General features: G+C 66.3%; 19 protein-coding genes. 14 read left to right on the top strand and 5 right to left on the bottom strand.

The window, feature by feature from the left end:
• The first annotated feature begins 27 nt into the window (after nucleotides 1-27).
• From ispF to rpoS, 7 genes are all read left to right on the top strand, one after another.
• A complete protein-coding gene (ispF, locus tag ACIGFL_RS10035) occupies nucleotides 28-501 on the top strand; it encodes a 2-C-methyl-D-erythritol 2,4-cyclodiphosphate synthase (RefSeq protein ID WP_021443079.1) in 474 nt (157 codons plus the stop codon).
• On the top strand, nucleotides 498-1,556 hold the full coding sequence (gene truD, locus ACIGFL_RS10030; protein ID WP_021443080.1) for a tRNA pseudouridine(13) synthase TruD: 1,059 nt from the start codon (nucleotides 498-500) through the stop codon (nucleotides 1,554-1,556). The genes ispF and truD overlap by 4 nt, the downstream gene beginning before the upstream one ends.
• On the top strand, nucleotides 1,544-2,293 hold the full coding sequence (gene surE / locus ACIGFL_RS10025) for a 5'/3'-nucleotidase SurE (protein ID WP_397497071.1): 750 nt from the start codon (nucleotides 1,544-1,546) through the stop codon (nucleotides 2,291-2,293). Before truD ends, surE begins: the two co-directional genes overlap by 13 nt.
• Before the next feature lie 38 nt (nucleotides 2,294-2,331).
• A complete protein-coding gene (locus ACIGFL_RS10020) occupies nucleotides 2,332-2,967 on the top strand; it encodes a protein-L-isoaspartate(D-aspartate) O-methyltransferase (RefSeq protein WP_177342884.1) in 636 nt (211 codons plus the stop codon).
• A 25-nt stretch (nucleotides 2,968-2,992) separates the two neighbouring features.
• A complete protein-coding gene (locus ACIGFL_RS10015; RefSeq protein ID WP_021443083.1) occupies nucleotides 2,993-3,931 on the top strand; it encodes a DUF368 domain-containing protein in 939 nt (312 codons plus the stop codon).
• 47 nt (nucleotides 3,932-3,978) lie between these two features.
• Nucleotides 3,979-4,851 (top strand): peptidoglycan DD-metalloendopeptidase family protein, encoded by an 873-nt coding sequence (locus ACIGFL_RS10010; RefSeq protein ID WP_397497070.1) that lies wholly within the window; start codon nucleotides 3,979-3,981, stop codon nucleotides 4,849-4,851.
• A gap of 102 nt (nucleotides 4,852-4,953) precedes the next feature.
• On the top strand, nucleotides 4,954-5,961 hold the full coding sequence (rpoS, locus tag ACIGFL_RS10005; protein ID WP_397488635.1) for an RNA polymerase sigma factor RpoS: 1,008 nt from the start codon (nucleotides 4,954-4,956) through the stop codon (nucleotides 5,959-5,961).
• A gap of 434 nt (nucleotides 5,962-6,395) precedes the next feature.
• On the opposite strand, the gene fdxA is transcribed toward rpoS, so the two are convergent.
• Both fdxA and mutS read right to left on the bottom strand, forming a co-directional pair.
• The gene (gene fdxA, locus ACIGFL_RS10000; protein WP_021441853.1) at nucleotides 6,396-6,719 is read right to left on the bottom strand and encodes a ferredoxin FdxA; all 324 of its coding nucleotides are present in this window, start codon (nucleotides 6,717-6,719) and stop codon (nucleotides 6,396-6,398) included.
• Nucleotides 6,720-6,860: 141 nt separating this feature from the next.
• On the bottom strand, nucleotides 6,861-9,428 hold the full coding sequence (gene mutS, locus ACIGFL_RS09995) for a DNA mismatch repair protein MutS (protein WP_397497069.1): 2,568 nt from the start codon (nucleotides 9,426-9,428) through the stop codon (nucleotides 6,861-6,863).
• A gap of 78 nt (nucleotides 9,429-9,506) precedes the next feature.
• On the opposite strand from mutS, the gene ACIGFL_RS09990 reads away from it, so the two are divergent.
• The 3 genes from ACIGFL_RS09990 to recX all read left to right on the top strand — a co-directional run bounded on the left by ACIGFL_RS09990 (nucleotide 9,507) and on the right by recX (nucleotide 11,608).
• Nucleotides 9,507-10,007, top strand: coding sequence for a CinA family protein (locus ACIGFL_RS09990; protein WP_397497068.1), 501 nt, complete (start codon nucleotides 9,507-9,509; stop codon nucleotides 10,005-10,007).
• A gap of 84 nt (nucleotides 10,008-10,091) precedes the next feature.
• Nucleotides 10,092-11,135: a recombinase RecA gene (recA, locus tag ACIGFL_RS09985; protein ID WP_122108627.1), complete on the top strand. Its 1,044-nt coding sequence runs from the start codon at nucleotides 10,092-10,094 to the stop codon at nucleotides 11,133-11,135.
• Between the two features lie 11 nt (nucleotides 11,136-11,146).
• Nucleotides 11,147-11,608, top strand: coding sequence for a recombination regulator RecX (gene recX / locus ACIGFL_RS09980; RefSeq protein WP_397497067.1), 462 nt, complete (start codon nucleotides 11,147-11,149; stop codon nucleotides 11,606-11,608).
• A gap of 83 nt (nucleotides 11,609-11,691) precedes the next feature.
• On the opposite strand, the gene ACIGFL_RS09975 is transcribed toward recX, so the two are convergent.
• Nucleotides 11,692-12,567, bottom strand: coding sequence for a DUF6685 family protein (locus tag ACIGFL_RS09975; RefSeq protein ID WP_397497066.1), 876 nt, complete (start codon nucleotides 12,565-12,567; stop codon nucleotides 11,692-11,694).
• Between the two features lie 120 nt (nucleotides 12,568-12,687).
• Here ACIGFL_RS09975 and ACIGFL_RS09970 point away from each other — a divergent pair, with 120 nt between their 5' ends.
• Entirely contained in the window at nucleotides 12,688-12,909 is a 222-nt protein-coding gene (locus tag ACIGFL_RS09970) for a DUF2835 domain-containing protein (protein WP_031302573.1), read from the top strand.
• 86 nt (nucleotides 12,910-12,995) lie between these two features.
• Entirely contained in the window at nucleotides 12,996-14,018 is a 1,023-nt protein-coding gene (locus ACIGFL_RS09965) for a quinone-dependent dihydroorotate dehydrogenase (RefSeq protein WP_397497065.1), read from the top strand.
• An 80-nt stretch (nucleotides 14,019-14,098) separates the two neighbouring features.
• On the opposite strand, the gene rmf is transcribed toward ACIGFL_RS09965, so the two are convergent.
• Entirely contained in the window at nucleotides 14,099-14,314 is a 216-nt protein-coding gene (gene rmf / locus ACIGFL_RS09960) for a ribosome modulation factor (RefSeq protein WP_003244273.1), read from the bottom strand.
• 418 nt (nucleotides 14,315-14,732) lie between these two features.
• Between rmf and rlmKL the strand changes: the two genes are divergently transcribed.
• The gene (gene rlmKL, locus ACIGFL_RS09955; RefSeq protein ID WP_397497064.1) at nucleotides 14,733-16,910 is read left to right on the top strand and encodes a bifunctional 23S rRNA (guanine(2069)-N(7))-methyltransferase RlmK/23S rRNA (guanine(2445)-N(2))-methyltransferase RlmL; all 2,178 of its coding nucleotides are present in this window, start codon (nucleotides 14,733-14,735) and stop codon (nucleotides 16,908-16,910) included.
• A 111-nt stretch (nucleotides 16,911-17,021) separates the two neighbouring features.
• Here the strand turns inward: rlmKL and dacB are convergent, their stop codons facing one another.
• On the bottom strand, nucleotides 17,022-18,458 hold the full coding sequence (gene dacB / locus ACIGFL_RS09950; protein ID WP_122107331.1) for a D-alanyl-D-alanine carboxypeptidase/D-alanyl-D-alanine-endopeptidase: 1,437 nt from the start codon (nucleotides 18,456-18,458) through the stop codon (nucleotides 17,022-17,024).
• A gap of 214 nt (nucleotides 18,459-18,672) precedes the next feature.
• On the opposite strand from dacB, the gene ACIGFL_RS09945 reads away from it, so the two are divergent.
• Nucleotides 18,673-19,014 (top strand): YggL family protein, encoded by a 342-nt coding sequence (locus ACIGFL_RS09945; RefSeq protein WP_021446200.1) that lies wholly within the window; start codon nucleotides 18,673-18,675, stop codon nucleotides 19,012-19,014.
• The last annotated feature ends 36 nt before the right edge of the window (nucleotides 19,015-19,050 follow it).

Genomic DNA, 19,050 nt, shown 5'->3' with positions numbered 1-19,050 from the left:
CCTGACTTTTTCAGGGCGTTGTTCTTTATGCGTATCGGCCATGGCTACGACGTACACCGCTTCGGCGAGGGCGATTTCATCACCCTGGGCGGCGTGCGCATTCCCCACAAGTTCGGGCTGATCGCCCATTCCGACGGCGACGTGCTGCTGCATGCGCTCGCCGATGCGCTGCTCGGTGCGCTGGCCCTGGGCGATATCGGCAAGCACTTTCCCGACACCGACCCGAGCTTCAAGGGCGCCGACAGCCGCGCGCTGTTGCGCCATGTGATGGGGCTGGTACGGGCCAAGGGCTATGCGGTGGGCAACGTCGACGCCACCATCGTCGCCCAGGCGCCGAAGATGGCGCCGCATATCCAGAGCATGCGCGAGCGCATCGCCGAGGATCTCGGCGTGGAGCTGGACCAGGTCAACGTCAAGGCCACCACCACCGAGAAGCTCGGCTTCACCGGTCGCGAGGAAGGCATCGCGGTGCATGCCGTGGCGCTGCTGGTCAAGGCATGAACGAGGCGCAGCTGCTGGGCCCGCGCGCCCATGGCCAGGCCTGCGGGCGCGCCGTGCTCAAGGCCAGTGCCGAGGACTTTCAGGTCGACGAGGTGCTGGACATCCCGCTCACCGGCCAGGGCGAGCACCTCTGGCTGTGGGTGGAAAAACGCGGCCTGAACACCGAGGACGCCGCCCGGCGCATCGCCCGCGCCGCCGGCCTGCCGCTCAAGGCGGTCAGCTACGCCGGACTCAAGGATCGCCAGGCGCTGACCCGGCAGTGGTTCAGCCTGCACCTGCCGGGCAAGGCCGATCCCGACCTGGCCACCGCGCAGGGTGATGACCTGGCCGTCCTGCGCAGCCTGCGGCACAACCGCAAGCTGCAGCGCGGCGCCCATGCCGCCAACGGTTTCACCCTGCGTCTGACTGCCCTGGAGGCCGACCGCGAGGCACTGCAGCAGCGCCTGCAGCGCATCGCCGCGCAGGGTGTGCCCAACTACTTCGGCCTGCAACGCTTCGGCTTCGCCGGCGGCAATGTCGAGGAGGCCCGGCAGTATGCGGCCCGCCAGGAACTGCCGGTGCAGCGCAACCTGCGTTCGCGCCTGCTGTCGGCGGCGCGCAGCTACCTGTTCAACCGCGTGCTGGCCGAGCGGGTCGCCGCCGGCAGTTGGAACCAGGCGCAGGTCGGCGACCTGCTGGCCTTTACCGGCAGCCGCAGTTTCTTCATGGCCGGCGAGGCGGAGACAGCCGACCCGCGTCTGGCGCTTCTCGACCTGCACCCGACCGGCCCGCTGTGGGGCGAGGGCGCGCTGCCCACGGCGGAGGCGGTGCAGCTCGTCGAACAGGGCGTCGGCGCGGGCGAGCCGGCGCTGCTCGAGTGGCTGGCAAAGGCGGGCATGGCGCACGAACGGCGCATTCTGCGCCTCCCCATAGGCGGCCTGACGTGGCATTATCCGGAGCCCGATATTCTGCAACTTGCATTCGTCCTGCCGGCCGGGTGTTTCGCCACTGTCGTGGTGCGCGAACTCGTCGATCTGGTGCCAGCAGGGCAGACGGATACTCCATGCGAATTCTGATTTCCAATGACGACGGGGTGAACGCACCCGGGATCGCCGCGTTGCACCAGGCGCTGGCCGACTATGCCGAGTGCGTGGTGATCGCGCCCGCCGAGGACAAGAGTGGCGCCAGCAGCGCGCTGACCCTCGACCGTCCGCTGCACCCGACGCCGCTGAGCAACGGTTATATCAGCCTCAACGGCACGCCCACCGACTGCGTGCACCTGGGCCTCAACGGTTTGTTCGAGCAGGTGCCGGAAATGGTCGTCTCGGGCATCAACCTGGGCGCCAACCTGGGCGACGACGTGCTCTATTCCGGCACCGTCGCCGCCGCGCTGGAGGGGCGCTTCCTGGCCAAGCCGGCGTTCGCCTTCTCGCTGCTGTCGCGTCAGGCCGATAACCTGCCGACGGCCGCCTATTTCGCCCGCAAGCTGGTGGAGGCCCATGAGCGCCTCGACCTGCCGCCGCGCACCGTGCTCAACGTCAACGTGCCCAACCTGCCGCTGGAGCATATCCGCGGCGTGCAGCTGACCCGCCTGGGCCACCGCGCCCGCGCCGCGGCGCCGGTCAAGGTGGTCAACCCGCGCGGCAAGGAAGGCTACTGGATCTCGGTGGCCGGCGATGCCGAGGACGGCGGCCCGGGCACCGATTTCCATGCGGTGATGCAGGGCTATGTGTCGATTACCCCGCTGCAGCTCGACCGCACCTTCGCCGAGGCCTTCGACAGCATGCACGGCTGGCTGGAGGGCATCTGCTGATGCGCGGACAGGACGATATGCACCGCCGCGGGATCGGCATGACTTCCCAGCGCACCCGCGAGCGCCTGATTCAGCGCCTCTACGACGAGGGCCTGAGCAATCCGCGGGTGCTCGAGGTGATTCGCCGCACGCCGCGCCACCTGTTCGTCGACGAGGCGCTGGCGCACCGCGCCTACGAGGACACCGCGCTGCCCATCGGGCACAACCAGACCATCTCCCAGCCCTATATGGTCGGGCGCATGACCGAGTTGCTGCTGGCCGCCGGGCCGCTGGACAAGGTGCTGGAGATCGGTACCGGTTCCGGTTACCAGACCGCCGTGCTGGCGCAGCTGGTGGAGCGGGTGTTCTCGGTCGAACGCATCCAGGTGTTGCAGGATCGCGCCAAGGAGCGCCTGGCCGAACTCAGCCTGCGCAACGTGGTCTTTCGCTGGGGTGATGGCTGGGAGGGCTGGAATGCCCTGGGCCCGTACAACGGCATCATCGTCACCGCCGCCGCTGCGGAAGTGCCGCAGGCGCTGCTCGATCAGCTGGCGCCCGGCGGGCGTCTGGTGATTCCGGTTGGCGCCGGCGACGTGCAGCAGCTGCTGCTGATCGTGCGCGAAGAGAACGGCTTCTCCCGCCACGTGCTGGACGCGGTGCGCTTCGTGCCGCTACTCAACGGGCCGCTGGCCTGACCGCTGCACCATCCTGGAAGGATCCATGAAGAAACATTTTCTGCTCTACGCCAAGGGCATGGCCATGGGCGCTGCCGACGTGGTGCCAGGCGTCTCCGGCGGCACCATCGCCTTTATCAGCGGCATCTACGACGAACTGCTGCGCTCCATCGCCAGCGTCCCCGAGGCCGCCTTGCTGCTGTTGCGCGGACGGATCAAGGACGCCTGGCGCATGGCCAACGCGACCTTTCTGCTGGTGCTGCTTGGCGGCATCCTGACCAGCGTGCTGAGCTTCGCGCGGTTGATCACCTACCTGCTGGAGCATCAGCCGATCCCGGTCTGGTCGTTCTTCTTCGGCCTGATCCTGGTCTCGGCCTATATGGTCGGTCGTGACATTCATCGCTGGAACTGGAGCCGGGCGCTGAGCTTCCTGCTCGGCCTGGCCTTCGCCTACTGGATCACCGTGGCCGCGCCGGTGCAGTGGGGCAGTGACCCGCTGAGCCTGTTCTGCGCTGGCGCCATCGCCATCTGCGCGATGATCCTGCCGGGTATCTCCGGCAGCTTCATCCTGCTGCTGCTGGGCCTGTATCCGGTGGTGCTGGGGGCGGTGAAGGACCTGGAAATCGGCGTGCTGGCGGTGTTCGCCGGCGGCTGCCTGGTCGGCATCCTCAGCTTCGCCCGCTTGCTCAGCTGGTTGCTGGCGCGCTGGCGCGACCTCAGCCTGGCCTTTCTCACCGGGTTGATGCTCGGTTCGCTGAACAAGGTCTGGCCGTGGAAGGAAACCCTGAGCTGGCGCGTCGACAGCAAGGGCGAGCAGATACCGCTGCTGCAGAACAACCTGCTGCCGGGGCATTTCGCCGAACTCAGCGGCCAGGACCCGCAGCTGTTGCTGGCCCTGGTGCTGGCGCTGGCCGGCATCGTCCTGGTGCTGGGGCTGGAGTGGTTGGCCGGGCGTCAGCCAAGAGATACTGGTTGCGCCAAATAAATCCGGCACAATAGCCGCCGTATTCGGGATCGTTCAGGGAGCAAATGGTGAGTCGCACCGCCGTTCACGCGCTAATTCGCAGAGCCGCCGGCCTTCGCCTGCCTTTCGCTTTGCTCGCCGCCAGTGCCCTGGCCGGTTGCGCCAGTCCGCCGCCGGGCGGCGTGCAGGTGGTCGAGCGCGGGCAGCATCAGGGCAACGCCCCGCTGGTGCAGCGCCAGCCGGTACGCAGCGGCCACTACGTGGTGCAGCGTGGCGACACGCTCTATTCCATCGCCTTTCGCTTCGGCTGGGACTGGAAGGCGCTGGCTGCCCATAATGGCCTGCGCGATCCCTATCTGATTCGCGTCGGCCAGGTCATCCGTTTCGACAATCGCATCACGCCGGCCCAGCCGGTGGCCGCGACGGTGCCGCGGGCGACCGCGCCGGTGGTCAGCCAGCCGGCGCCGAGCCGCCCGCCGCTGGCCACGGCGCCGGTTTCGCAGGCGAGCAAGCCGGTACCGGTCAAGACCGCTCCGGCTACCACGCCGGTTACCCCGGTGACCCGTTCCGCCAGCGGTTGGGCCTGGCCTGCGCAGGGTACGGTGATCGGGCGTTTCTCCTCAAACGGCAGTTTGAATAAAGGCATTGATATCGCCGGGGAATTAGGACAGCCTGTTTTAGCTGCGTCTGATGGTTCAGTGGTGTACGCCGGGAGTGGTTTGCGGGGCTACGGCGAGTTGATCATCATCAAGCACAGCGATACCTACGTAAGTGCTTACGGTCATAACCGCAGGTTGTTGGTACGGGAGGGGCAGCAGGTCAAGGCCGGGCAAAACATTGCCGAGATGGGGTCCACAGGGGCCGACCGGGTGAAGCTGCATTTCGAGATTCGCCGCCAAGGTAAACCTGTAGATCCGCTGCAATATCTGCCACGTCGTTGATCCGCCAGCCGGCTCGTCCCATCACGTAGGAGGGACGGGCTCGGGTGTGGCCAGGATGGTTCCGCCAGAGTCTGTTGTCGAACTCAGCTAGGGACAACAACAATGGCTCTCATCAAAAAAGAAGCGCCGGAGTTTGACGTCGACGATGAACTGCTCCTGATGGAGCCGGGCATCGTTCTGGGCGAGGTTCAGAGCGACGAGGCGGAAACGCCGGCCGCACGTGCCAAGACCAAGCACGCCACCCCCTCCAAGCAGCACAAGTACATCGATTACACCCGGGCGCTCGACGCCACTCAGCTTTACCTCAACGAAATCGGCTTCTCCCCTCTGCTTACTCCCGAAGAGGAAGTGCACTTCGCGCGCCTGGCGCAGAAGGGCGATCCGGCCGGGCGCAAGCGCATGATCGAGAGCAACCTGCGCCTGGTGGTGAAGATTGCTCGGCGTTACGTCAACCGCGGCCTGTCGCTGCTCGATCTGATCGAGGAGGGCAATCTGGGGTTGATCCGCGCGGTGGAAAAATTCGATCCGGAGCGGGGGTTCCGTTTCTCGACCTATGCGACCTGGTGGATCCGCCAGACCATCGAACGGGCCATCATGAACCAGACGCGCACCATCCGTTTGCCGATTCATGTGGTCAAGGAGCTCAACGTCTACCTGCGTGCGGCTCGCGAACTGACCCAGAAGCTCGACCACGAGCCCTCTGCGGAAGAAATTGCCAACCTGCTGGAAAAACCGGTGGGCGAGGTCAAGCGCATGCTCGGCCTCAACGAGCGGGTGTCCTCGGTGGACGTCTCACTCGGTCCGGACTCGGACAAGACCCTCCTCGATACCCTGACCGACGACCGGCCGACCGACCCCTGCGAGCTGTTGCAGGACGACGACCTGTCGCAGAGCATCGATCAGTGGCTGTCGGATCTCACCGACAAACAGCGTGAAGTGGTGGTGCGCCGTTTCGGCCTGCGTGGCCACGAGAGCTGCACGCTGGAGGAAGTAGGCCAGGAGATCGGCCTGACCCGCGAGCGGGTGCGGCAGATCCAGGTCGAGGCGCTCAAGCGTCTGCGCGAAATCCTCGAGAAGAACGGCCTGTCCAGCGACGCCCTGTTCCAGTAAGACGGCGCGCTCATCAAGAACCCGGCTGCGGCCGGGTTTTTTCTGCCTGGCCATGTAAGCCATCGCTTACAGGTGCTGTCAGCCTTTGTGCGGAAAGGTCGCGAGCTTCTCGCCGTTATGCCGTTCTATTTTTATTAAGTTATTGTTTTTGAATGATTTATTCTTGCGGGCAAAAGGCTGTGGCGCGCTCCGTCGTGCCCTGGGCCGGGGTTGTGAGCGCTGCTGCAGCGACTAATATCACTCTCGTGCTCAGGGACAAGCACGGGTCATCAGGACGATGATCGGGAACATCGCAAGAAGCGATTCATCAGGACGATGGGTTGGGAAACAAAGGGACTAGGGACAAAAGAGTGGGCGGCGCAAGCCGCCCCTTTTTTTACTCTGAAAAACAGAAGACCCGCACTTGGCGGGTCTTGGTGTTTTCAGCCTGGCGCTCAGCGCTCCAGGTGCTGCAGCTTGTCCTTCACGCCATCCCATTCCTCGGCGTCCGCCAGGGCGTCCTTCTTCTCGGTGATGTTCGGCCAGACTTCGGCCAGGTCAGCGTTCAGCTCGATAAATTCCTGCATGTCCTCCGGCACCTCGTCCTCGGAGAAGATCGCCTGGGCCGGGCACTCGGGCTCGCACAGGGCGCAGTCGATGCACTCGTCCGGGTGGATCACCAGGAAGTTCGGGCCTTCGTAAAAGCAATCCACCGGGCAGACTTCCACGCAGTCGGTGTATTTGCACTTGATACAGTTGTCGGTAACGACGAAGGTCATGTCTGATTCTCTCCTCGGGCGGCGGCCTGGGCTCTTTCTGCGAAGGGCTGCCAGGTGCTCTGTTCAGTGGCCGCGGCTCAGGCTGTAAACCGGGCAAGTCGTAAAATTGCGCGCGATTCTAGCAGCTTGCGCGCGGCTGCGTTAGATGCGCGTCTTCCATGTATATAACAGCTCCAGCGCCTTGCGCGGGCTCAGATCATCCGGATTGATCTTGTGCAATTCCTCCAGCAGCGGGTGCGGCACGCTGGCGAACAGGTCGCTCTGCATCGGCACCTGCGCTTTGCCGGGCTCCTGGCGCGGCAGATCGTGCGGCAGGCTGGTGGTCTCCAGTCGTGCCAGGTGCTCGCGCGCGCGGGCGATCACCGTGCCGGGCACGCCGGCCAGTTGCGCCACCGCCAGGCCGTAGCTCTGGCTGGCTGGCCCGGGCTGGACGTGGTGGAGGAAGACGATGCGTTCGTTGTGCTCGGTGGCCGAGAGGTGCACGTTGGCCACCACCGGCTCGCTTTCCGGCAGCACGGTCAGCTCGAAGTAGTGGGTGGCGAACAGGGTGAAGGCGCGCAGCCGCGCCAGGTGCTCGGCCGCCGACCAGGCCAGCGACAGGCCGTCGAAGGTGCTGGTGCCGCGGCCGACTTCGTCCATCAGCACCAGGCTGCGCTCGCTGGCGTTGTGCAGGATGTTGGCGGTCTCGCTCATTTCCACCATGAAGGTGGAGCGGCCGCCGGCCAGGTCGTCCGAGGAACCGATACGGGTGAAGATGCGGTCGACCAGTGACAGCTCGCAGGCCGCCGCTGGGACGAAGCTGCCGATATGGGCCAGCAGCACGATCAGCGCGGTCTGGCGCATGTAGGTGGACTTACCGCCCATGTTCGGCCCGGTGATGATCAGCATGCGACGGCTGTCGTCGAGGTTCAGGTCGTTGGCCACGAAGGGCGTAGTCAGCACCTGTTCGACCACCGGGTGACGCCCCTGGTCGATGCGCATGCAGGGTTCCTCGACGAAACGCGGACGATTGAGGTCGAGATTCAGCGCCCGTTCGGCCAGGTTGCTCAGTACGTCCAGTTCGGCCAACGCCGCGGCGCTGCCGAGCAGCGGCGCCAGGTGGCCGATCAGGTGCTCGAGCAGTTCGTCGTAGAGCATCTTTTCGCGGGCCAGGGCGCGGCTCTTGGCCGACAGCGCCTTGTCCTCGAACTCCTTGAGCTCCGGGGTGATGAAACGCTCGGCGCCCTTGAGCGTCTGCCGGCGAATATAGTCGGCCGGTGCCGATTCGGCCTGCTTGGTCGGCAGCTCGATGAAGTAGCCGTGCACGCGGTTGTAGCCGACCTTGAGGTTGGCCAGGCCCGTGCGGGCTTTCTCGCGCGCTTCCAGGTCCATGAGGAACTGGCCGGCGTTCTCGCTCATCGCCTGCAGCTCGTCCAGCTCGGCGTCAAAGCCGGTCTTCAGCACGCCGCCGTCGCGGATTACCGCCGGCGGGTTGTCGATGATGGCGCGGGCCAGCAGGTCGGCCAGTTCCGGGTAGGTGGCGATGCTCGAGGCCAGCTGCTGCAGGTGCGGGGTGTCCAGGTCGGTCATCGCCTGCTGCAGTTCGGGTAGCGCGGCCAGGGCGTCGCGCAGGCGCGCCAGATCGCGTGGACGGGCGTTGCGCAGGCCGATACGGGCGAGGATGCGCTCCAGGTCGCCGATCTCCTTGAGCTGCGGTTGCAGCGTTTCGAAGCGGTAACCGTCGAGCAGGCAGGCAATGGCGTCCTGGCGTGCCTCCAGTACCGCGCGATCACGCAGCGGGCGGTTCAGCCAGCGGCCCAGCAGGCGGCTGGCCATGGCGGTCTGGCAGCGGTCCATGACCGACTGCAGGGTGTTGTCGCGGCCGCCGGCGAGGTTGATGTCCAGCTCCAGGTTGCGCCGGCTGGCGCCGTCGAGGATCACCGTGTCGTCCAGGCGCTCGTGACGCAGGCTGCGCAGGTGGGGCAGGGCGGTGCGCTGGGTTTCCTTGGCGTAGGCCAGCAGGCAGCCGGCGGCGCCGATGGCCAGGGTCAGGTGCTCGCAGCCGAAGCCTTTCAGGTCCTGGGTGCCGAACTGCTGGCACAGGCTCTTGAATGCCGTGTCGCGCTCGAAGTCCCAGGGCGCGCGGCGGCGCGAGCCCTTGCGCTTTTCCGCCGGCAGGCCCTGCGGCCAATCGTCGGGGATCAGCAGCTCGGCGGGGTTCAAACGTTCCAGCTCGGCCAGCAGGTTTTCCCAGCCCTTGATCTCCTGCACGCTGAAGCGGCCGCTGGTGATATCCAGCACGGCCAGGCCGAACAGGCGCTCGTCGCCGAGCACGGCGGCCAGCAGGTTGTCGCGGTGCTCGTCGAGCAGGGCCTCGTCGCTGATGGTGCCGGGGGTGATGATGCGCACCACCTGGCGTTCCACCGGGCCCTTGCTGGTGGCCGGGTCGCCGATCTGCTCGCAGATCACCACCGACTCGCCGAGCTTGACCAGCTTGGCCAGGTAGCCTTCCAGCGAATGGAAGGGGATGCCGCACATGGGGATCGACTGGCCGGCGGACTGGCCGCGGGCGGTGAGGGTGATATCCAGCAGCTTCGCGGCTTTCTTCGCGTCTTCGTAGAAGATCTCGTAGAAATCCCCCATGCGGTAGAACATCAGCTGGTCCGGGTGCTGGTTCTTCAGTTTCCAGTACTGCTGCATCATTGGGGTGTGCTGGGAGAGGTCCGTCATGGTCTCGACTGTCCGGCTTAAATCGCAAAAGCGCCTAGTGTAGGGTATCGACCTGGCCCGTTTCACCCCGGAGAGCATATGGATTCCATCAGTCACCTGGCCGCGCAGCTCGGCCGGCAGTTGCAAGCCGCCGGTGCCCAGGTCAGCACCGCCGAGTCCTGCACCGGCGGCGGCATCGCCGAGGCAATCACCCGTATCCCCGGCAGTTCGGCCTGGTTCGAGGCCGGCTACGTCACCTATTCCAACGCACAGAAGAGCAAGCAGCTGGGCGTGCCGGCCGAGTTGTTCGCCACTGTCGGCGCAGTCAGCTGCGAGGTGGTCGAGGCCATGGTGCGCGGCGCCCAGGCCCGCAGTGGGGCGCGCTACGCGGTGGCGGTCAGCGGCGTGGCGGGGCCCGACGGCGGTTCGGCAGAGAAACCGGTGGGCACCGTATGGCTGGCCTGGGGCGACGGCGAGCGCCTGTACAGCCTGCGCAAACACTTCCCCGGTGATCGCGGCGAGGTGCGCCGACAAACGGTCGAGGCCGCACTGGCGGGGCTTTCGCGCCTGCTGGCCGAGGAAAATCCGGTAATGGGGTAGGCGGGCGACTTGCCCTGTGGAATAATACTGTCTACTTATACAGTTGTCGGTGGCCGCTGAGGCCTTGAGCACGTGAGGATACAAATGGACGAGAACAAGAAGCGCGCCTTGGCGGCTGCCCTGGGTCAGATCGAGAAGCAGTTCGGCAAGGGTGCGGTAATGCGCATGGGCGATCACGAGCGCCAGGCCATTCCGGCCATCTCCACCGGCTCGCTGGGCCTGGACATCGCCCTGGGCATCGGCGGCCTGCCGAAGGGCCGGATCGTCGAGATCTACGGGCCGGAATCCTCCGGTAAGACCACCCTGACCCTGTCGGTGATCGCCGAAGCGCAGAAGATGGGGGCCACCTGCGCCTTCGTCGACGCCGAGCACGCCCTAGACCCCGACTATGCCGGCAAGCTCGGCGTGAATGTCGACGACCTGCTGGTGTCGCAGCCGGATACCGGCGAGCAGGCGCTGGAAATCACCGACATGCTGGTGCGTTCCAATGCCGTCGACGTGATCATCGTCGACTCCGTGGCTGCCCTGGTGCCCAAGGCGGAAATCGAAGGCGAGATGGGCGACATGCACGTCGGCCTGCAGGCCCGCCTGATGAGCCAGGCGCTGCGCAAGATCACCGGCAACATCAAGAACGCCAATTGCCTGGTGATCTTCATCAACCAGATCCGCATGAAGATCGGCGTGATGTTCGGCAGCCCGGAAACCACCACCGGCGGTAACGCGCTGAAGTTCTACGCCTCGGTGCGCCTGGACATCCGCCGCACCGGCGCGGTGAAGGAAGGCGAGGAAGTGGTGGGCAGCGAAACCCGCGTGAAGATCGTCAAGAACAAGGTGGCACCGCCCTTCCGCCAGGCCGAGTTCCAGATCCTCTACGGCAAGGGCATCTACCGCAACGGCGAGATCATCGACCTGGGCGTGCAGCAGGGCCTGGTGGAGAAATCCGGCGCCTGGTACAGCTACCAGGGCAACAAGATCGGTCAGGGCAAGGCCAACGCGGCCAAATACCTGGAAGACAACCCGGAAGTGGCGCGCGCCATCGAGGGCCAGGTTCGCGAGAAGCTGCTGGTCGGCGGTGCACCGGTGAAAGCCTCGGTCGATGACCTGGCCGACGCCGAAGTCGACTTCTAAGCCTACGCAGCATGTCCGTGGTGCTGGATAACCCGCTCGCCGTCAGGCGGGCGGCCATGGATCTGCTGGCGCGGCGCGAACATGGACGGGTAGAGCTGACGCGCAAGCTGCGCAAACGCGGCGCCCCCGAGGCGCTGATCGAGGCTGCGTTGCAGCGTTTGGCCGAAGAGGGCCTGCTCTCGGAGGCGCGTTACCTGGAAAGCTTCGTCGCCTACCGCGCCCGCGCCGGCTATGGCCCGCAGCGCATTCGCGAAGAGCTGGGCCAGCGCGGTCTGGCGCGCGGCGACATCGACCAGGCGCTGCGCGACAGCGGCATCGACTGGTTCGAACAGCTGCGCGAGACCTGGCAGCGCAAGTATGGCGGCCAGCTGCCGGGCGATGTTCGCGAGCGCGCCCAGCAGGGGCGCTTTCTCGCCTATCGCGGTTATTCCTTGGAGATGATCGGCCGTCTGCTGCGTGGCGGTGACGAGTAATCGCAGGGTGCGCCGTGCGCACCAGCTCGGATGGTATGGCCGGTGCGCGCAGCGCACCCTACGCGAATGGGCCCGTCACCGGGTTACAGAGCCAGCTGGCGCAGATAGCCCAGTACGTCGGGCGCGCCGGCCAGGCGCAGGCCTTCGCCGAGGGCGGTGGCCTGGGGATGTTCCTTGGGCAACAGGAGGAATTCCGGCGCGCCGGCGGTCTTCAGCAACGACAGGCGCGCATAGGGCAGGCCGTTGTCCAGCAGCAGGCCCATGAAGTGCGGGTCGCTCCAGGCTTCGCCCGGCATGGCCAGCACGTGGTAGCGCAGCTGCAGGTTTTCCAGCCCGCTGGCGCTCAGCCGGTAACGGGTCAGGTTGGCCGGCAGCAGCACCTCCAGGCCGCGCCTGCGGGCATAGACGATGGCTCCGGCGAAGGCTTCGCCCTGCTGCTCGCCCGCCCAGAAGGTGCGGGTGCCGTGCCAGCCGGCCTGCCGCAGCTCGACGGCCTCGCCGGCGAGAAAACGCGGCAAGGCCTGGCTGATGGTCTTGACGAAATCCTTGTAGCTGATGATGCGTACCTGCTTGCAGTGCTCGCTCGCCGCATAGTCCTCGAAACTGGCGTAGCCGTGCTGGCTGCTCGCGTTGCAGGCGAAGCCGTCGACCAGGCGCAGGTCGAAGGCTTGCAGGTGTTGGCGTTCGGTCGTCACCACCTGGGTCAGGGCGGCATGGGCCTGGGCCTTGTCTTCCTGCACCGGGCCTGAGAGCGCACCGCGTGGCAGGTCGACCAGGCGCTGCAGGGGCGGGCCCTCGTGCCAGCAGATGCTTGTCCCGGGTGGCGGCAGCACCCGGAACGGCAGGCGCAGCGCGCTGGCCCGGGCGAATATCTGCCGCGAGCCGCGACCGATCAGTCCCAGGCGTTGGGCCAGAGCGGTCAGGCGGGTGCTGAGGGTCGAGGGCTCGGACAGGCTCATGGCCGGCAGGTCGCTCCAGGGGCGTCTACAGCAGTGTGGCAGACGCCGGCAGCTCCTGCTTGCACGGCGCCGAGGTGGGTCTGTGGCAAAATAGCCGCATTCATTTGCGAGGGTGCCTCCATGCCCAGCTTGGTGCTGGATATTGCGTTATCGGCCGAACGGTTGCAGGCCGTCTACCGTGGCCATGCCAACCGGATTATGGCGCAAAGCCGCGACGGCCGCCGCGTCAGTTTGCCGGCCCACCATTTGCGGCCCTATCTGACCCACGAGGGGATCTATGGTTCCTTCGTCCTGGAGTTCAGTACCGCCGGCGAGCTGCTGAGCTTACGCCCTTTGCCCTGATCCGGCGTGCCTGCCTCGCGCCGGTGGGCCGCGCGCGGCTATAATCGCCGGCCTGCCCACCCTCATCTATCGAGCTAAGCCTGCCCATGTACTCCCTGGCCCGCGAGCTGCTGTTCAAACTGTCCCCGGAAACCTCCCACGAGCTGTCCATCGACCTGATCGGCGCCGGCGGCCGTCTGGGCCTCAACCGCCTGCTGAGCAAGGCGCCGGCCAGTCTGCCAACCACGGTGATGGGCCTGCAGTTTGCCAACCCCGTGGGCCTGGCCGCCGGGCTGGACAAGAACGGCGACGCCATCGACGGCTTCGCCCAGCTGGGCTTCGGCTTCGTCGAGATCGGCACCGTCACCCCGCGGCCGCAGCCGGGCAACCCCAAGCCGCGGCTGTTCCGCCTGCCGGAGGCCGAGGCGGTGATCAACCGTATGGGCTTCAACAACCTGGGCGTCGACCACCTGCTGCAACGAGTGCAGGCGGCTAAGTTCACGGGCGTGCTGGGGATCAATATCGGCAAGAACTTCGATACCCCGGTCGAGCGTGCGGTGGACGACTACCTGGCCTGCCTGGACAAGGTCTATGCCCACGCCAGCTACGTCACGGTCAACGTCAGCTCGCCGAACACCCCCGGCCTGCGCAGCCTGCAGTTCGGCGACTCGCTCAAGGAACTGCTCGAAGCGCTGCGCCAGCGCCAGGAGAACCTGGCCCAGCAGCACGGCAAGCGCGTGCCGCTGGCGATCAAGATCGCCCCGGACATGAGCGACGAGGAAACCGCACTGGTGGCCGCGGCGCTGCTGGAGGCGGGAATGGATGCGGTGATCGCCACCAACACCACCCTCGGCCGCGAAGGCGTCGAAGGCCTGGCCCATGGCGACGAGGCCGGCGGGCTGTCGGGTGCGCCGGTGCGCGACAAGAGCACGCATATCGTCAAGGTGCTGGCTGGCGAGCTGGGCGGGCGTTTGCCGATCATCGCGGTCGGCGGCATCACCGAGGGCAGGCATGCGGCGGAGAAGATCGCCGCCGGTGCGAGCCTGGTGCAGATCTATTCGGGATTCATCTACAAGGGGCCGGCGCTGATTCGCGAGGCGGTGGATGCCATTGCGGTATTGCGCAAATAAAGAGGGCTCCCGAAGGAGCCCCTGGGCTTGCGCCCGCCGCCCGGAGGGGGTCGGCATGGTGAAGTCGGAAGTGATCCTGATCAGCCGACAGCGTGAAGTTCGTTGAGTCGATGAATACCGGCGGTGCCGGTCAGCCCATCCCAGTTGTCGCCGCGGCCCTCGCGCCAGCCATTGAGCCAGGCTTGACGTACCGAAGGCAGGGTGAAGGGGCAGAGTTCGCGGGATTTACCATTGATGCCGTACTGATAGCCGCGCAAAAAAGCTCGTTCTAACGGATCACGCTTAAGTCTTCTCATAGGGTGTTGCCCTCACTGTTGACTGTTATGTCCCGTTGGCCTTGTGGCAAGGCCGGGCAGAGAGTCTTCTGCCTGCGAAAGTTCGCTGCCGGCGTGGCGAACTTCCTATGCCCTCGCCGTTGCAGCGAAAGCCTTAAGTAGTGTTCTAACGAATGCGCTGGGGCCTGTGAATGATCGATTTGTCATAAGGGCGTAACCTAAACGAGGGTGAGGCCATAAGGGCGCTGGGCATATGTCCAGCGTCTTCCGGCCAGGCGCCGTGGGGCCTGGCTGCAGGCGGCAGTGGCGTCATTGTGCTAGTGCAAATGAGACTGCTTGCTTATTCCGACGAAGGGTCGCGATGTGACGTTTTGTCACTTATTTTGAGTCGAGGCGCGCAGGTCGCGCCTCCCTGATTGCCATAGGCACTGGAAAGTCCATGTCGGATCGTTACGAAATCGTTCTCACCTGCCCCAAGGGGCTCGAAGGCCTGCTGCTGGAAGAGGCCAAGGCACTGGGCCTGGAGGAGGCGCGCGAGCAGACCGCCGCCGTGCGCGGCCAGGCCGAGCTGGAGACCGCCTACCGCCTGTGCCTGTGGTCGCGCCTGGCCAACCGCGTGCTGCTGGTGCTGGCGCGCTTCTCCATGAGCAACGCCGACGACCTCTACGAGGGCGTCAAGGCGGTGGACTGGCGCGATCACCTGGAGCCGGCCGGCAGCCTGGCGGTGGAGTTCAGCGGCCATGGCTCGGGCATCGACAACAGCCACTTCGGCGCGCTCAAGGTCAAGGACGCCATCGTCGACCGCCTGCGCACCAGCAGCGGCGAGCGCCCCAGCATCGACAAGCTCAACCCCGACCTGCGCGTGCATCTGCGTCTGGAGCGCGGCGAGGCGATCCTGTCCCTGGACCTGTCCGGGCACAGCCTGCACCAGCGCGGCTACCGCCTGCAGCAGGGCGCTGCGCCGCTCAAGGAAAACCTCGCCGCCGCGGTGCTGATTCGCGCCGGCTGGCCGCGCATCGCCGCCGAGGGCGGGGCCCTGGCCGACCCCATGTGCGGCGTCGGCACCTTCCTGATCGAGGCGGCGCTGATGGCCGCCGACATCGCCCCCAACCTGCGCCGCGAGCGTTGGGGCTTTTCCAGCTGGCTCGGCCACGTGCCGGCGCTGTGGAAGAAACTGCATGCCGAGGCCGAGCAGCGCGCCGCCGCCGGCTTGGCCAAGCCGCCGCTGTGGATTCGTGGCTACGAGGCCGACCCACGGTTGATCCAGCCCGGGCGCAACAACGTCGAGCGCGCCGGCCTGTCCGACTGGGTGAAGATCTATCAGGGCGAGCTGGGCAGCTTCGAGCCGCGCCCGGACCAGAACCAGAAGGGCCTGGTGATCAGCAACCCACCCTATGGCGAGCGCCTGGGCGACGAGGCCAGCCTGCTGTACCTCTACCAGAACCTCGGCGAGCGCCTGCGCCAGGCCTGCCTGGGCTGGGAGGCGGCGGTGTTCACTGGCGCGCCGGAGCTGGGCAAGCGCATGGGCCTGCGCAGCCACAAGCAGTACGCTTTCTGGAACGGCGCATTGCCCTGCAAGCTGCTGCTGATCAAGGTGCAGACCGAGCAGTTCGTCACCGGCGAGCGACGCGGACGCGAGGAGGTGGAGCCTGCGGCCGAGGCAGCGCCGCAGGCACGCCTGTCCGAAGGCGGGCAGATGTTCGCCAATCGCCTGCAGAAGAACCTCAAGCAACTGGGCAAGTGGGCACGCCGCGAGGGCGTGGAGTGCTACCGCCTGTACGATGCCGACATGCCCGAGTACGCCCTGGCGGTGGACCTGTACCGCGACTGGGTGCACGTGCAGGAATATGCCGCGCCGCGCTCGATCGATCCGGACAAGGCCCAGGCGCGTCTGCTCGACGCCCTGGCGGCGATTCCCCAGGCTCTCGGCGTGGCGCAGAACCGGGTGGCGATCAAGCGCCGCGAGCGGCAGAGCGGCAGCAAGCAGTATCAGCGCCAGGCTGCCCAGGGCCAGTTCATGGAGGTCAGCGAGGGCGGGGTCAAGCTGCTGGTCAACCTCACCGATTACCTGGACACCGGGCTGTTCCTCGATCACCGTCCGCTGCGCCTGCGCATTCAGCGCGAGGCGGCCGGCAAGCGCTTTCTCAACCTGTTCTGCTACACCGCCACGGCCACCGTGCATGCGGCCAAGGGCGGCGCGCGCAGCACCACCAGCGTCGACCTGTCGAAGACCTACCTGGACTGGGCGCGGCGCAACCTGGCGCTCAATGGTTTCTCCGACAAGCATCGCCTGGAGCAGGGCGACGTGATGGCCTGGCTGGCCGAGGATCGCAACGAGTACGAGCTGATCTTCATCGATCCGCCGACCTTCTCCAACTCCAAGCGCATGGAGGGGGTGTTCGACGTGCAGCGCGACCACGTCGAGCTGCTCGACCTGGCCATGGCGCGCCTGGCCCGCGGCGGGGTGCTGTATTTCTCCAACAACTTCCGCAAGTTCCAGCTCGACGAGGGCCTGGCGGCGCGCTACCAGGTCGAGGAAATCAGCGCGCAGACCCTCGACCCCGACTTCGCCCGCAACCCGAAGATCCACCGCGCCTGGCGTTTCAGCGCGCGCTAGCCTGAGGTTGTCGGGCCTGCGTAGGGTGGATGACGCTCTTCTCATCCACCATAAGTGCATCGCCGGTGGATGGGTAAAGCGTCATCCACCCTACGCTCCTCCCACAGATATTCAGCGCTTCGGCTGTTTGTAGGTCTCCAGCAGCACCTGGTCGAGGATCGAGGTGGCGCCCCAGGGTTTGGGGTCGTTGAGGATCGCCACCACCGCCCAGTCCTGACCGTTGCTGTCGCGGCTGTAACCGGCGATGGCGCGCACGTTGTTCAGGGTGCCGGTCTTGATATGCGCCTCGCCCACCAGCGGGGTGCGGCGCAGGCGCTTGCGCATGGTGCCGTCCAGCGCCACCAGCGGCATCGAGCTGCGGAACTCGGCGGCGTAGGGGCTGCGCCAGGCGGCCTGGAGGATGGCCGCCATCTCCCGCGCGCTGATGCGTTCGGCGCGCGACAGGCCGGAGCCGTTCTCCATCACCAGGTGCGGCGCGGTGATGCCCTTGCGTGCCAGCCAGCTGCGGATCACCCGTTGCGCGGCCATGGCATCGTCCTGGTCGGCGGCGGTGCGAAACTGCGCGCCGAGGCTGAGGAACAGCTGCCGGGCCATGGTGTTGTTGCTGTACTTGTTGATGTCGCGGACGATCTCCACCACGTCCGGCGAGTAGGCGCGCACCAGCAGGCGAGCCTTGTCCGGCACTTCGGCGAGGCGATCCTTGCCGAGGATCTTGCCGCCCAGCTCCTGCCAGATGCCGCGAACTGCGCCGGCGGCGTAGCTGGGGTGGTCGAGCAGCGACAGGTAGGTCTGCGCGCTGCAGCCGTCGGCCAACTGGCCGCTGACGATCAGGGTGGTGCCGTCGTACTGCTTCACGGCGTTGTAGCGCACGTCGGGCCAGGCCGGGCAGGGGCCGGCCTTGAGCAGCTTGACCTGGTTGTCGATGCGCACCGTGGCGATCGGCGGATCCATGGCGACCTGGACCTTGCCGCCTTCGGCGCGGGTGATGAAACGCTGCGCCTTGAGGTTGACCAGCAGCGAGTCGGGCGCCACCAGGAAGGGCTTGTTGGCGTCGCCGCCGTCATCGTTGAAGGCCGGCAGTTGCGGCGCGACGAAGAAGCTGCGGTCGAGCACCAGATCGCCCTGCACCTGACGTACGCCGTTGAGGCGCAGATCGCGCAGCAGCAGCCAGAGCTTCTCCATGTTCAGCTTGGGATCGCCGCCGCCCTTGAGGTAGAGGTTGCCGTGCAGCACGCCGTCCTTGACCGGGCCGTCGGCGTAGAACTCGGTCGTCCACTGGTGGTTGGGGCCGAGCAGCTCCAGCGCGGCGTAGGTGGTCACCAGCTTCATGGTGGAGGCCGGGTTGACCGAGACATCGGCATTGAACTGCAGGCCGCCGCCCTGGCCGGCCAACGGCAGAGTCACCACCGCCAGCGAGTGGTTGGAGATCTTGTTGGCCTTCAGTGCCTGCTCGACCTTGGCCGGCAGGGCGCCGCCGGCGGCGTGGCAGGTGAGGGCGAGAGGCAGGAACAGGGCGCTCAGCGCCAGTTGGCGAAACCGCTGGATCATGATGAAAAACCTTGCGCACTGAGGCGGCAACTGCGACGGGGCGGATCGGCTCGTTGGTCAAGCCGCGAGCGAGGGCGCTCGAATAACTGAAGTCAACGACAGCCAGCCGCCGGGAAAAGTTGCCGCACATTATGCCGCAAGGTGGCAGGGCAGCGAGCGACAAGTCGGGCGATCTGCTAGAGTGCCGCGCGTTATTACTTTTGAGGATTGTTTCATGGCGACCAACCGTTCCCGCCGTCTGCGCAAGAAGCTCTGTGTCGATGAATTCCAGGAGCTGGGCTTCGAGCTGACCCTGAACTTCAAGGCCGACCTGAACGACCAGACCGTCGATGCCTTCATCGACCAGTTCCTCGCTCAGGCCATCGCCGGCAACGGCCTGGATTACGTCGGCGGCGAAGACTACGGTCTGGTCTGCCTGGCCAAGCGCGGCTCGGTCGACGAGGCGCAGCGCACCGCCGTCGAGGCCTGGCTGAAGGGCCGCGACGAGCTGCAGGGCTTCGAGATCAGCCCGCTGCTGGATGTCTGGTACCCGGAAAACCCGATCAACCAGGCGTGATCCGCGTTCGGCGCCGGGTTCTCCGGCGCCGCCTTT

This window comes from Pseudomonas sp. NPDC077649 (genome assembly GCF_044542855.1).
Lineage (GTDB): Bacteria > Pseudomonadota > Gammaproteobacteria > Pseudomonadales > Pseudomonadaceae > Aquipseudomonas.
This window is presented reverse-complemented; position numbering and strand designations above follow the sequence as displayed.

Coding starts and splice junctions, on each gene's coding strand:
- ACIGFL_RS09990 (WP_397497068.1), top strand. CDS start 9,507: ATGGATTCCATCAGTCACCTGGCCGCGCAGCTCGGCCGGCAGTTGCAA.
- surE (WP_397497071.1), top strand. CDS start 1,544: ATGCGAATTCTGATTTCCAATGACGACGGGGTGAACGCACCCGGGATC.
- mutS (WP_397497069.1), bottom strand. CDS start 9,428: ATGACGGACCTCTCCCAGCACACCCCAATGATGCAGCAGTACTGGAAA.
- ACIGFL_RS09965 (WP_397497065.1), top strand. CDS start 12,996: ATGTACTCCCTGGCCCGCGAGCTGCTGTTCAAACTGTCCCCGGAAACC.
- rmf (WP_003244273.1), bottom strand. CDS start 14,314: ATGAGAAGACTTAAGCGTGATCCGTTAGAACGAGCTTTTTTGCGCGGC.
- ACIGFL_RS10020 (WP_177342884.1), top strand. CDS start 2,332: ATGACTTCCCAGCGCACCCGCGAGCGCCTGATTCAGCGCCTCTACGAC.
- rlmKL (WP_397497064.1), top strand. CDS start 14,733: ATGTCGGATCGTTACGAAATCGTTCTCACCTGCCCCAAGGGGCTCGAA.
- recX (WP_397497067.1), top strand. CDS start 11,147: ATGTCCGTGGTGCTGGATAACCCGCTCGCCGTCAGGCGGGCGGCCATG.
- rpoS (WP_397488635.1), top strand. CDS start 4,954: ATGGCTCTCATCAAAAAAGAAGCGCCGGAGTTTGACGTCGACGATGAA.
- ACIGFL_RS09975 (WP_397497066.1), bottom strand. CDS start 12,567: ATGAGCCTGTCCGAGCCCTCGACCCTCAGCACCCGCCTGACCGCTCTG.
- fdxA (WP_021441853.1), bottom strand. CDS start 6,719: ATGACCTTCGTCGTTACCGACAACTGTATCAAGTGCAAATACACCGAC.
- ACIGFL_RS09945 (WP_021446200.1), top strand. CDS start 18,673: ATGGCGACCAACCGTTCCCGCCGTCTGCGCAAGAAGCTCTGTGTCGAT.
- truD (WP_021443080.1), top strand. CDS start 498: ATGAACGAGGCGCAGCTGCTGGGCCCGCGCGCCCATGGCCAGGCCTGC.
- recA (WP_122108627.1), top strand. CDS start 10,092: ATGGACGAGAACAAGAAGCGCGCCTTGGCGGCTGCCCTGGGTCAGATC.
- ACIGFL_RS10015 (WP_021443083.1), top strand. CDS start 2,993: ATGAAGAAACATTTTCTGCTCTACGCCAAGGGCATGGCCATGGGCGCT.
- ispF (WP_021443079.1), top strand. CDS start 28: ATGCGTATCGGCCATGGCTACGACGTACACCGCTTCGGCGAGGGCGAT.
- ACIGFL_RS09970 (WP_031302573.1), top strand. CDS start 12,688: ATGCCCAGCTTGGTGCTGGATATTGCGTTATCGGCCGAACGGTTGCAG.
- dacB (WP_122107331.1), bottom strand. CDS start 18,458: ATGATCCAGCGGTTTCGCCAACTGGCGCTGAGCGCCCTGTTCCTGCCT.